Origin of the sequence: Microbulbifer taiwanensis, assembly GCF_014904815.1 — a bacterium.
In the GTDB taxonomy this organism is placed as follows: Bacteria; Pseudomonadota; Gammaproteobacteria; order Pseudomonadales; family Cellvibrionaceae; genus Microbulbifer; species Microbulbifer taiwanensis.
On the sequence record NZ_JACZFR010000006.1, the window covers coordinates 18,041 to 30,624 of the forward strand.

Below are 12,584 nucleotides of genomic sequence, written 5' to 3' on the forward strand. Positions count from 1 at the left end.
GAATTGGAGTGCCGATAATGGCCCTACTGACAGAATCCGGGGCAGGTACCGGGCAGGAGGCGCGTAGAGACGCGAATCTGTCGCGAAAAGACAGGCAAGGGCCGGCATATCGCGTCGATCTGCCGACCTACCATGCCGACTGCGATGCCAATTACCTGCGCCTGTGCAAGCTGCTACCGGAACTGGCCAGCCGGGAGCGCTGGCGCTACCAGATGCCCCACGGGGCCCTGGAGCTTTCGGTCATGGAGCGCTCCAGGTACACGACGGAAGTGCAGCTGAGCGCGGAGGCCAATGACAGCGAGCGCCGCTGGCTGGCCCCGCCGCAGATTACCGTGCGCCTCTACCACGATGCGCGCATGGCGGAGGTGGTTGCAGTGGACGGGCGCGGGCCCGTGGGGGGCGATGGAGTGAATAATGCCTACCCCAACCCGCGCATGCAGCGCGCGGACGAACGGCAGCAGGCCAACCGCTTTCTCGGCGAGTGGCTGGGACACTGCCTCGCAAGTGGCCGCGCGGAGTTTGAATTAGTGTTGGACGGCCGGCGATTCTAGATTCGCCGACCCGCACACGGATGTGTATACAAGGTGAGCAAGTGAGTCGCGAGCGCAAAGAGTCAATCGGGTCCGTACATCGCCTGGTTCAGTTTACCGACCCCCATATTGGCGGCCGGCCGGACTACCAGTTGCTGGGCCTGGACACGGGGCACACCCTGGATCAGGTGCTGCGCGCTATTGGGCGCGAGCAGCCCGGTGCAGAGCTGCTGGTCGCCACCGGCGATATCACTGCCAACGGTTCGGAAGCCGCCTACCGCCGGTTCCTGCAGAAAATGCAGCCGGTGCGCACGCCCTGGTACTGGCTGCCCGGCAACCACGATGACGCCGCGCGTATGCAGCGGCTGGCGCCGAGTCGCAGCGTGGAAGTGGTTGCACTGGGCAACTGGCGGCTGTTATTGCTGGATACCAGCCTGGAAAACCAGATCTGCGGCGGCCTCAGCGATGTGCAGCTACAGCGATTGCAGCAGCTGTTGCAGGAGTGCCGCGAACACCCGGTAATGATCCTGATGCACCACCAGCCGGTGCCGGTGGGCAGCGACTGGATCGACGGCCACATGCTGCGTCAGGGCAGTGAGCGCTTCCTGCAGATGGTCGGCGAGGCGCAGAATGTAAAGGCCCTGGTGTGGGGCCATGTGCACCAGCAGTTCGACAGCCAGCTGGCTCACCTTGGCCTGCACGCGACACCGTCCACCTCGGTGCAATTCACTCCCGGCAGCGGCCCTTTCGCTGTGGACGACGAGATGCCGGGCTACCGCTGGTTCGAACTCAGTGACGACGGCAGCTATACCACCGGTGTGCAGCGGGTCACTGTGTCGGAGTACAGTGTCGACCTGGCCTCGGCGGGCTACTGAGCTTCCGCGATCTCGCATTCGTGAACCACTGGTCGGGGAAATCCGGCCGCCCGGCGCATTTACCCTTCTTGACCTGTCTTTCCTGACTTCCCGCCTTACAATGGAGCTTCCATTCGGTTACAGGAAGTTGTGTCGATATGCGTAATTTTTCCCTGCCATTTGTCCTGGTTTCCCTGTTTCTGGCCGCCTGTGCCCAGCAGCCGTCTCCGCAGGGCAACGCCCTGTCCGCCGCGGCCGGCGCCGATACGTCTGCCGCTGGCCTGCAGCCGCGCAAGAGCGGGCTGGATCAGGTGTCCGCAGTTTTCGCCTTCGACCTGAGCGGCGCCTCCGTCTATGTGGCGCCAGTGCAGATCGACTATACAAAGCGCTTTTCCGCTCCGGCCACCCTGCGCGCGCGGGACTACGAGCTGGACCAGAAAGACCGGCAGAAGCTGGATGAGGTGATGGCGCAGACCTTCAGTGAAAAATTCCTCGCCCCGCGCGGAAGCCAGCTGGCGGCGAGCCCGGCAAATGCCGACTACACGATGAAGCTGTCATTGGAAAACTTCTCCCTGGCCGCCCCGCTGGAGCCCTCTGGCTGGCTGTGGCGCGTGTACACGGAGCAGAGCGCTTACGGCGTGCTGGTCGGCACACTCTACGACCGCAACGGCAATGCGGTGATGCGTTTCCGCGACCGCCGCGATTTCGGCGATACCTTCGGCACCCTGAGTGGCCCCGGCCGCTTCGAGCGCTTTACCAGCGTCACCTTCTGGGCGGATATGCGCGTCGATCTGCGCCGCGCCTTCTCCAGCCTGGACAGGTCCCTGCGCTGATATTTTTCGGAGCTTGAAAGAATCGCCCCCCTCTCCCGCTTGCGGGAGAGGGCCCGGGCCGCAGGCCCGCCACTGATCACCCGCAACCAACCACTCACCACTTCAACAGCCATGGGCGCTATAATCCCCGCCCATGTCGCAAGCAGAACAACAAAACCGGCCGCTGCTGATCTACCTGCACGGCTTCCTCTCCTCGCCGCAGTCTTTCAAGTGCCAGCTGATGCGCGAGCGCCTCGTCGCGGATCACCCGCGCATTGTCTTCTGCGCACCCCAGGTTTCCCCCTATCCGGAGATCGCCCGACAGTCTCTCGTTGCCCTGGTGGAGAATTTCCTCGAGGGCGGGGGCTGCGGCCCCATAGGCCTGGTGGGCAGCTCCATGGGCGGCTTCTGGTCCAGCTACCTGGCGGAGCGCTACCGATTGCCGGCGGTGCTGGTAAACCCCGCGGTACATCCGGCGCGCTTTATGCCGGGCTACCTGGGGCAGGTCCTGAAGCCCTACAGCGGCGAGTCCCGGGAGTATCGCCTTACCGGGGCAGACGTTGATACCATGCGCCGTCTGGAATCCGAACTGCAGCAGCCGCTGCGCGGCCGCTACTGGCTGCTGGCCCAGCGCGGCGACGAAACCCTCGACTGCCGCGAGGCGGAGGATTTCTACCGCGGCCAGCGCCAGACCATCGAGGACGGCGGCGACCACGGTTTCCAGGGGTTCGCGCGCTACTGCGAACCCATCGTCGAATTTTTATTTAGTCTGTAGGAGCGGCGGGGCGGCCATCCGCCCATGGCCGCGATCAATGACTCGGGCTGCAAGGTCCGATCGCGGCCACCGGCGGATGGCCGCCTCGCCGCTCCTACAGGGTTAAGAACGCAGAATTTGTTAAAGAGCAGTCAATAAGAATATGGCCAACTATTCCGCCGAAGATATCGAGGTACTCACGGGACTGGACCCGGTGCGTAAGCGCCCGGGCATGTACACGGATACCACGCGCCCCAACCACCTGGCGCAGGAAGTGATCGACAACAGCGTCGACGAGGCCCTCGCAGGCCACGCCAAGAAAATCGAAGTGGTGCTGCACAAGGACCAGTCGCTGTCGGTCAGCGACGACGGCCGCGGCATGCCGGTGGATATCCACCCGGAACAGGGCCGCCCCGGGGTCGAGGTGATCCTTTCCACCCTGCACGCCGGCGGCAAATTCTCCAACAAGAACTACCAGTTCTCCGGCGGCCTGCACGGCGTCGGTGTGTCGGTGGTCAACGCCCTGTCCAGGGTGATGGAAGTCACCATCCAGCGCGAGGGCAAGGTGCACCGCATTGGCTTCCAGAACGGTGACAAGGCCTCGGACCTGGAAGTGATCGGCGACTGCGGCAAGCGCACCACCGGCACCAGCCTGCGCTTCCTGCCGGACCCGAAATATTTCGACTCGGCCAAATTCTCCGTGCCGCGCCTGCGCCACCTGCTGCGCGCCAAGGCGGTGCTCTGCCCCGGCCTGACAGTGGTGTTTATCAACGAGCAGGACGGCGAATCGGACCAGTGGTATTACGAAGACGGCCTCAAGGACTACCTGGCGGCCGCCAACCAGGGCTGGGAAATACTGCCGGCAGAGCCCTTCGTCGGCAGCTTCGCCGCATCCACCGAGGCCGCCGACTGGGCGGTACAGTGGCTGCCGGAGGGCGGTGAGGTCACCGCCGAGTCCTATGTCAACCTGATCCCCACCGCCCAGGGCGGCACCCACGTAAACGGCCTGCGCGCCGGCCTGCTGGATGCGATGCGCGACTACTGCGAGATCCGCAATCTGCTGCCGCGCGGCATCAAGCTGGGGCCGGAGGATATCTGGGGCCAGTGCTCCTATGTGCTGTCCGCCAAGCTGGCGGATCCGCAGTTCTCCGGCCAGACCAAGGAGCGGCTGTCCTCCCGTGAGGCCACCGCGTTTATTTCCGGCGTGGCCAAGGATGCTTTCAGCCTATGGCTGAACCAACACACCGAGGAGGGCGATCGCCTCGCCGAACTGTGCATCAGTAACGCGCAGAAGCGCGTGCGCTCGGCGAAAAAAGTCGCGCGTAAGAAGGTCACCCAGGGCCCGGCACTACCCGGCAAATTGGCAGACTGTTCCAGCGGTGATACGGCGCGTTCCGAGCTCTTTCTGGTGGAGGGTGACTCCGCCGGCGGCTCCGCCAAACAGGCCCGCGACCGCGAATTCCAGGCCATCATGCCCCTGCGTGGCAAGATTCTGAACACCTGGGAAGTGGACTCGGCGGAAATTCTCGCCAGCCAGGAAGTGCACGATATCGCCGTGGCGCTCGGCGTGGATCCGGGTAGCGACAACCTGGAAGGCCTGCGCTACAACAAGATCTGCATTCTCGCCGACGCCGATTCCGACGGCCTGCATATCGCCACCCTGCTGTGCGCCCTCTTCCTGCGCCACTTCCGCCCGCTCGTAACCAACGGCCACGTCTATGTCGCCATGCCGCCCCTGTTCCGCATCGATATCGGCAAGGACGTCTACTACGCGCTGGATGAGGCGGAAAAACAGGGCATTCTCGATCGCATCACCGCGGAGAAGAAAAAGGGCAAGATCCAGGTCACGCGCTTCAAGGGCCTGGGCGAGATGAACCCGCTGCAGCTGCGCGAGACCACCATGGATCCGGACACGCGCCGGCTGGTGCAGCTCTATATCGACGCTGGCGATGACAGCAATCAGCTGCTGGATATGTTGCTGGCTAAGAAGCGCGCGGGGGATCGCAAGCAGTGGCTGGAGAGTAAGGGCAACCTGGCAGAGGTAGGTTGATACTTAGTTGTCGTATCACTGAGCTTCTAATCCGATTGGTGATTTTATCAGCGATTACCAATCAGTTTTGAATGCTGGAGAAATCCAGCTCTTCACTGCCTGCCAATAAGTGCCGTCTGTAGGATGGGCAAAGGAGCGCAGCGACGTGCCCATCAGGCAGAGTGTGATGGGCACGCTACGCTTTGCCCATCCTACAAACTTTCATCTATCTTTTGATGAGTTTTTGAACACTGGAAAAATCCAGCTCTTCATTGCCCGCCAATAAGTGCAGCCCATATAGGTTGCGCGCCAGCGAGCCCATCGGTGTATAGGACTTGCTTGCGGTCGCTGTCTGCTGCGCCAGACCCAGATCCTTGCACATCAGCTTCACCATAAAGCCGCCTTCATAATTGTTGCTGGCCGGCACATTCTCCATAACGCCAGGGTATGGGTTGTATTTCTCCAGCGACCAGTTGGCGCCGGAGCTTTTCAGCATTATCTCCGGCAGCACCTTTGGGTTCAGACCGTTGTCGACACCCTCGTGCAGCTCCCAGTCGGCCGCCCGCGCAGCACCACATGGTAGTGGTTACTCATCACCGCATAGGCGCAGACATCCAGTGCAAATACTTGAGTTGGTGCCAGCAATTTGTCTTCTATCCTCTGGTAACAGAACAGGACACCCATCCAATAACAGAACAGGACACCCATCAATCAGAAAACTGATTGGAAATAGCCGCAGGCTCAGCCTAGAAAGGGTGTGAGCCCAATGCCTGGATAAATTAGCCGGGGATCCGTGTATAGCGACGCCACGCAGAATTGTTGAGGCGCTGCAATTTCTCGCAGCGAGCCTGCGATGATGCTTTTTAAGAGATAGCAGTAAAGGTTAGGAGGCAGGCGGCGGAGAGAGATAGCGTTCGCAGTCTCGGATGCCGTGGCTCCAGCGCTTGCCGAGCCGCTCGCAGGCAGCGCGCACTGAGTGGGCGGTGCCGACCAGGGAGCTGAAACGGCTCTCGAAGTTTTTGTTCAGGTAGAGCCAGTGCTGAGGATCTATCTGCAATCGATCGAGAATCGGTGGAAGCTGTTCATCAATGGCTCCGCGTTTGCCCTCGCGCAGAATGCGTCCACTCCAGGCCACCAGCTCCAAGTAATCCTGTGGCCGAAAGGGCAGTCCCGCCGACATGGGTTTCCTCGGATTACCGGCGAACGGGAACAGCTGCTCCGGCTGTTGACCATCTTTAGCCGCCGAGATGCGCCACTGGATGGAGGTGTGATCCGACGCTTCCGGTGTCTCCGCCATGTTCGCGCGGATCGGATTCAGATCCACATAAGCCAAGCAGGCGGCTAGCGCCCGCTCGTCGAGAAGCGCCTGGGACTTGAATCGGCCTTCCCAGAATCGACCCGTGCACTGGTCTTCGCGGTTCGCCTCGCGGGCGATGGACTCATTCAACATACGCATAAACCAGCTGATATTCATCAGTCTCGCTCGCCACACCTCCGCCACCTCGGTGAGCCGGTCCAGCTCCGCGGCATCCAGAGTCTCATTGCGGGCGAAGCGCTGGGAGAGCGCAGAGCCTTTGCACAACTGGTGCCAACGCTCCACCACTTCGCGCAGATCCCAGCCGGCCGCCCGCGCCTGGTTGATATGCAACACCACATGATAGTGGTTACTCATCACCGCGTAGGCACAGACATCCAGCGCGAATACCTGGGCCAGTGCCAGCATTCTGTCTTCGACCCATTGGCGGCGGTGCTCAAAGCACTGGCCGGTACGATCGTCCCCCCCGCACAGGAAGGCGCGACGTACGCAGCGGGAGACGCAGTGGTAGTAGGGCGTGGCATCGAGGGATACCAGAGCTTTGCGGGGAGGCATAACGGTATTACTCGAATATGTGTATGGGTAGCCAGTATTTTGTGAGAGGTTATAGAGATATCAATCTGGTTGGCGCGAGATAGGCCTTGCCTGATGGGTGTCCTTTTTTCTTTCTTCACAACGGGAGGTGCGGTGGTAACAGGACTTGGTCTATAGCGGTACGAGTGCTTTGCGCGGGATTTCCATGGCTGTCTATCTGCAAATATGGGTACAATAAGCAGTGCTGTGCGAAGGCTCGGAGGAATCTCGGCAGGACCGGTAAGAGACGTGTTTTCCTGGTGGGTGTGCAGTTTTTTCTACCGTGTAATTGCGTGTAATTTTATAAATGTGAGCCAGTTCCGATCTTCCTGTGAAGAGAAAAATATAAGGCCGTAAAATGGTTGCTGACTTGTGAGATGAGGATCGGGTAGAAGATTCCGCCTCCGGCGATGTTCTTCTGTGACAGTGAGTGTCTCACCCTTCTAAGTTCGTTGTACCTAGAGGTAACGATGCCTGCCCGTCAATTGCTAGAAGTTCGGGGGTGGTGAGGCAGTGATTACTAAAGATGTCTATATCTGAGTTCGAGAAGAAAAATGAAATCAATGAAGTTCTATTCTGGGGTTGCTCTACTCTCCATGGCGTTATTGCTGGCCGCATGTGGTGGCGGCTCTGGCTCTGGAGGTGATGGAGCGCAAATCGGTTCGAGTAGTTCCAGCGGATCTAGTAGTTCCGGAGGTTCCTCAAGTTCGAGCAGTTCTAGCGGCTCAAGTAGCTCGGGAGGTGCTGGCGATACTTACGCTAAGGCCTACCAGTTAGGCGAAGAGCAGTTAATTGGTGGGCGCCCGTTGGTTGCTCTTGCTGACGGTGGGATGATTTACTCAGGGAACTCAGACAACGACGATACCTTCGTGGCCAGACTAGATAAAGACGGGAATCCCAAGTGGGTTCGCTATATCGAATCGGTAGATGAGTATGAGTTCTTTAGTGAGGCTTGGGTTCATGCATCGGACGAGCTTTATCTCATAGGTCAGATGCGACACGAATCTTGGGGTGGGCTTGGCGCGGGAAGGTTGATATTAGATCTTGAAACCGGTGACCTAAAATCCAGCAAGTATCTGAAGTTGGCCGACATACAGATCTACAGTATTAAGCCAGTAGATGATAATCAAGATGGCGCGATTGATGCCGTCATTCTTGTTACTCAGAATCATGCACAAATTTCTGACTATTTTGTTGTCAAGGTTGACTTGGACCTTAGTATTATCTGGGCTAAAGAAATTTCTGCGCCAAAAGCGTTTGCAGGAGATGTAGTCTCAACTGCAGATGGCAGCGTGTTTATGACAGCACAAATAGAAGATCCAGAGGATTATACGAGAAGGAAATTGTACCTTATCAAATTCGATCGAGATGGAAATCTGCAGTTTCAAAAATCCATGGAATTTGGTGAAGGCGTGCCACGTATAGATGTTTATTCCATACATGCCATACCAGTAGGGAGTGCATCCGATGAGTATCGATTAATCCTTTCGGGCGCTGCAGAGTTTGGTGTTTCAGAAGAATTAGATCCCGATATTTGGTTTATGGGCATTGACGGCAATGGCGAGGTAATTTGGAGTAGTCAAATTGAATCTGAAATTCCGCTGTTGGTATTTGGAGCACGGAAAAATGGCAGGCTGCTAATTGGCAGGCATACAGATACCCATGTTTATTATGGGGATATTAAGTTTGATGGTTCCATAAGTTTACTCTCTGTAGAAAATACCTTGGAGATTGAAATAGATCACATGATTGAGTTGAGCGATGGAGGGTTAGCCTTAAAAGTCGATACCAATAGGTTTGATGAAGAGTATGTAGATATAATAGCGAAGATTGACAGTGAGAATAATCTCCCCAGTTTAGAAATTGATTTAGTGGCAATGGCGGCCACTATTGAAACTTTACCAATAGAAAGTTCCTCTAAGGATGAGGTTTTTTCGGTGATGAATTGGGCCGTGGAGGCCCCGATTGACTCCGAAAGGGTTAATAGGGAGGTAGAGTTGTACGTTACAGACTTGGTGATTAAATAGATTTAAGATGACAGGGTTTATATTTAATTTGAATTGATAAATACAAGGAGAGGGAACCATTCTGCTATTAAAATAAGATTTAACATTACTATACCTTTATAGTCTATAGGCCTAAATAACCCTTGGGGGAAAAATGATAAAGAAGCTAATCATCCTGAGCCTCGCTCTCACCGCAGTTGGCTGTGCCGGTGTCAAAACTGTCCCATTGTCGGAAGAGTCGATCCCTATGATCGAGGGGCGTGCCATCAGTGGCTCCTTCTCCAATGAGAAGCCAGGTTTCGCAGCGATGACAGCCGGGAAAGGTGCATTTGGTGCTCTTGGCGCCGTGGCCATGATCTCGGCAGGCAATAAATTGATTGCGGAGAATAATGTTGAAGATCCCGCTGATTACATCTATGAAGCTCTGGCCACTGAGTTGGCCAAACAATACGCACTTCGCCTACTTGAGGGCAGCAGGGTTGAAACCTCTGGTGCCAAATTGGATGAACTTAGTGCGCAAGTCAATGATTCAAGGTTGCTGCTGGATGTTCGCACAGTAGGTTGGAATTTTGTATATTTCCCGACAACTTGGAATAAGTACAAAGTTGGCTACAGTGCCATGTTGCGATTGATCGATACCTCCACGAAGGAAGTGCTTGCCGAATCCATGTGTAGCAAAACCAGTCATGAGGACAGCGATACAGCACCGACTTATGATGAACTTGTAGCCAATCAGGCTGAACGTCTGAAGCAGGAGTTACACGCGGCTGCGAACTACTGTATTAAAGACTTTAAGGGCAACACATTGCGCCTATAGTTGGGCCTGAATAGAGGAGAGTGGCGGCGTATCTGGGATACCTTTATTTCATTTCTTAATGTCTTCAGGTGATTCCAGTAGTACGCCGCTGCTTGATGTTCTCTAAAGCGGCTGAAAGTAGTCAATAAATTCGTCGGTTTAAATTGGATGGTGTGCAGGGAGGGTGTTAATCTGATAGTTATCCCCTGGGATATGTGGGTAAATCAGTTGGATTGGTTCATGCTTGATATGGAGGTTGCCGGTTTTTCAGGAGGGTATGTCAGTTCAAACCTGAACTACTGCAAGTAATTAAATATAAGCAGGCAGCTTTTCTTAATTAGTCCTGCCGAAAATTCTTTGGATACTGGAAAAATCCAGCTTTTCGTTACCCGCCATCAAGTGCAGCCCATAGAGGTTGCGCGCCAGCGAGCCCAGCGGTGTGTAGGTTTTGCTCGCCGTAGCGGCCTGCTGTGCCAGCCCCAGATCCTTGCACATCAACTTCACCATAAATCCGCCTTCATAGTTGTTGCTGGCCGGCACATTCTCCATAACGCCAGGGTAGGGATTGTATTTCTCCAGCGACCAGTTGGCACCGGAGCTCTTCAGCATTATCTCCGACAGCACCTTTGGGTCCAGACCGTTGTCGACGCCCAACTGCAATGCCTCGGCGGTGCCGATCATATGCACGGCGAGCAGCATGTTGTTGCACATCTTCGCTGTCTGCCCTGCACCGGCGGATCCGGCATGAAATACGTTGCTGCCCATATGCTGCAGCAGCTGGCGCGCGGCGTCCACATCGGCCGCCTCGCCGCCACACATAAAACTCAGGGTGCCGGCGACGGCGCCGGCTACGCCGCCGGATACCGGTGCTTCTATTGCGCGCAGCCCGCGCTTCCGCGCTTCCGTAATCAGGCGTCTGGAGCTGGAGGCGGCGACGGTGGAGCAGTCGATGACCAGCGTTTTCCTGTTGATATGGTCCAGCAGTTTTTCATCGTCGATATACAGCGCCTCCACATCCTCGCCATTCGGCAGCATGCTCAGTACAAAGTCGGCCCCGGTGATGGTTTCCAGCGGTGAGGCCGATTTTTTCACCCCGTGCTCCGCGGCCAGATTCAGTAATTCTTTCACCGGATCGAAACCGGTCACATTGAATCCGGCTTTGATCAGATTGGCGGACATGGGGCCGCCCATATGCCCGAGGCCAAAAAATGCCACTGACTTGTTCATATCCTTTCCCGCATTCGAAGTTCCGTGCCGTAGGAGCCTGCCTGCAGGCGAATGGCAACGGAGTTCTGTTCTTTTTCGCCTGCAGGCAGGCTCCTACAATTTCGGCGCGTGTCGGCTATTTTAGGTGAATGGTCATATTCGGGTGCTCCGCGTGCTCGATATCCGTATCGAACCAGCGCGCAGTCACCGTCTTGGTTTCGGTGTAGAAACGCACCGCCTGCTTGCCGTAAGCGTGCTGGTCGCCGTAGAAGGAGGCGCGCCAGCCGGTGAAGCTGAAAAACGGTAGCGGTACCGGTATCGGCACATTGATACCCACTTGGCCGACCAGAATATCGTGCTGGTATCTGCGCGCGGCGGCGCCGCTGGCGGTGAAGATGGAGGTGCCGTTGCCGTAGGGGCAGTCGTTGATCAGCCGTATGGCGTCCTCAAGGCGGTCGGCATTGACCAGGCAGAGTACCGGGCCGAATATCTCATCTTTGTAGATGGACATCTCCGGGGTGACATCGGCGAACAGTGTCGGCCCGACCCAGTTGCCATCCGGATAGCCCTCCACACTTGCGTCGGTGCCGTCGAGCAAGCAGCTGGCACCTTCCTGTTTACCCCTGGCGATATAGTCTTTTACCCGATCGCGCGCCGCGGGTGAGATCAGCGGCCCGAAGTCCGCCTTGGGGTCCTTCCATACGCCGGGCCTGACCTTGGCCATGGTGTCGCGGATTTCCGCAATCCACTGCTGCGCCTCGCCCACCAGCACGACAACGGAGATGGCCATGCAGCGCTGGCCGGCGGCGCCCACCGAGGAGCCGACGATATTGTTCAGCACCGCCTGCTTGTTGGCGTCCGGCATCACCACCATATGGTTCTTGGCGCCGGCGAAGGCCTGCACCCGTTTCAGGTGGTCGGTGCCGGTGCGGTAGATATGCTGGCCGACCGGCACAGAGCCGACAAAAGAGATGGCCTTGATATCCGGGTGGGTGAGCAGGAAATCCACCTGCGCCTTGCCGCCGTGCACCACCTGCAGTACCCCCTTGGGCGCGCCCGCCTCGGCGAAGAGTTCCGCCAGCTTGCAGGGAGTGATCGGATCCTGTTCCGAGGGTTTGAGCACGAAGGTGTTGCCGCAGGCGATGGCCATCGGGAACATCCACAGCGGAATCATGGCCGGGAAGTTGAACGGTGTGATGCCGGTGCAGACGCCCAGCGGCTGGGTGTAGGAGTAGCAGTCGATACTCGATGCCACATTCTCCACCGTTTCCCCCATCATCAGTGCGGCGATATTGGCCGCCTGCTCCACCACCTCGATACCGCGCCAGATATCGCCCTTGGCGTCCTCGAAGGTCTTGCCGGTTTCCTCGCAGAGGATTTCTGCCAGTTCCTCCTGATGCTCCTTGAGCAGCTGCTGATACCTCAGCATCAGCCTGGCACGACTGGGTACGGGAGTCTTGCGCCAGCTCTGAAAGGCCGCACTGGCGGCATCGACTGCCCGCTGCAGTTCGTCGACGGTCGTGTAGGGCGCCCGGGTCAGCAGCTCGCCGCTGGCCGGGTTGGTGACGTCGAGCCAGTGGTCGCTGCGGGATTGAATCCATTCGCCATTGATATAGAGCGGCAGCTTTTCGGGGATAGTGGCGGGAATCGTCTTGTCCATGCGTATCTTCCAGATCGATTGGCATGAACAGTTTAGGTGCGGGTGGAAA

The 12,584-nt window shown here is 57.4% G+C and carries 11 protein-coding genes; 7 read left to right on the top strand and 4 right to left on the bottom strand.

Annotated elements, in window-relative coordinates; all coding sequences use genetic code 11:
* Positions 1 to 17 precede the first annotated feature (17 nt).
* From IG627_RS00945 to parE, 5 genes are all read left to right on the top strand, one after another.
* The gene (locus IG627_RS00945) at positions 18 to 551 is read left to right on the top strand and encodes a DUF1249 domain-containing protein (protein ID WP_193189273.1); all 534 of its coding nucleotides are present in this window, start codon (positions 18 to 20) and stop codon (positions 549 to 551) included.
* 41 nt (positions 552 to 592) lie between these two features.
* The gene (cpdA, locus tag IG627_RS00950; protein ID WP_319024457.1) at positions 593 to 1,405 is read left to right on the top strand and encodes a 3',5'-cyclic-AMP phosphodiesterase; all 813 of its coding nucleotides are present in this window, start codon (positions 593 to 595) and stop codon (positions 1,403 to 1,405) included.
* Positions 1,406 to 1,542: 137 nt separating this feature from the next.
* Complete coding sequence (locus tag IG627_RS00955; RefSeq protein ID WP_193189274.1) at positions 1,543 to 2,217, top strand: hypothetical protein; 675 nt, start codon at positions 1,543 to 1,545, stop codon at positions 2,215 to 2,217.
* A gap of 133 nt (positions 2,218 to 2,350) precedes the next feature.
* Positions 2,351 to 2,971 (top strand): YqiA/YcfP family alpha/beta fold hydrolase, encoded by a 621-nt coding sequence (locus IG627_RS00960; protein ID WP_193189275.1) that lies wholly within the window; start codon positions 2,351 to 2,353, stop codon positions 2,969 to 2,971.
* Between the two features lie 142 nt (positions 2,972 to 3,113).
* The gene (parE, locus tag IG627_RS00965) at positions 3,114 to 5,000 is read left to right on the top strand and encodes a DNA topoisomerase IV subunit B (protein ID WP_193189276.1); all 1,887 of its coding nucleotides are present in this window, start codon (positions 3,114 to 3,116) and stop codon (positions 4,998 to 5,000) included.
* Positions 5,001 to 5,205: 205 nt separating this feature from the next.
* Here the strand turns inward: parE and IG627_RS00970 are convergent, their stop codons facing one another.
* Together IG627_RS00970 and IG627_RS00975 are read right to left on the bottom strand one after the other, a co-directional pair.
* Positions 5,206 to 5,526 (bottom strand): NAD-binding protein, encoded by a 321-nt coding sequence (locus tag IG627_RS00970; protein ID WP_319024473.1) that lies wholly within the window; start codon positions 5,524 to 5,526, stop codon positions 5,206 to 5,208.
* Positions 5,527 to 5,862: 336 nt separating this feature from the next.
* Positions 5,863 to 6,849 carry a transposase gene (locus tag IG627_RS00975; RefSeq protein ID WP_193189278.1) on the bottom strand — a complete coding sequence of 329 codons (987 nt, stop codon included), beginning with the start codon at positions 6,847 to 6,849 and terminating at the stop codon, positions 5,863 to 5,865.
* Positions 6,850 to 7,421: 572 nt separating this feature from the next.
* Here IG627_RS00975 and IG627_RS00980 point away from each other — a divergent pair.
* Together IG627_RS00980 and IG627_RS00985 are read left to right on the top strand one after the other, a co-directional pair.
* Positions 7,422 to 8,894, top strand: a complete 1,473-nt coding sequence (locus tag IG627_RS00980; protein ID WP_193189279.1) for a hypothetical protein — start codon at positions 7,422 to 7,424, stop codon at positions 8,892 to 8,894.
* Between the two features lie 133 nt (positions 8,895 to 9,027).
* A complete protein-coding gene (locus IG627_RS00985) occupies positions 9,028 to 9,690 on the top strand; it encodes a hypothetical protein (protein ID WP_193189280.1) in 663 nt (220 codons plus the stop codon).
* Between the two features lie 312 nt (positions 9,691 to 10,002).
* On the opposite strand, the gene mmsB is transcribed toward IG627_RS00985, so the two are convergent.
* Together mmsB and IG627_RS00995 are read right to left on the bottom strand one after the other, a co-directional pair.
* Complete coding sequence (gene mmsB, locus IG627_RS00990) at positions 10,003 to 10,896, bottom strand: 3-hydroxyisobutyrate dehydrogenase (protein ID WP_193189281.1); 894 nt, start codon at positions 10,894 to 10,896, stop codon at positions 10,003 to 10,005.
* A 115-nt stretch (positions 10,897 to 11,011) separates the two neighbouring features.
* Positions 11,012 to 12,535: a CoA-acylating methylmalonate-semialdehyde dehydrogenase gene (locus IG627_RS00995; RefSeq protein ID WP_226864580.1), complete on the bottom strand. Its 1,524-nt coding sequence runs from the start codon at positions 12,533 to 12,535 to the stop codon at positions 11,012 to 11,014.
* Positions 12,536 to 12,584: the final 49 nt, after the last annotated feature.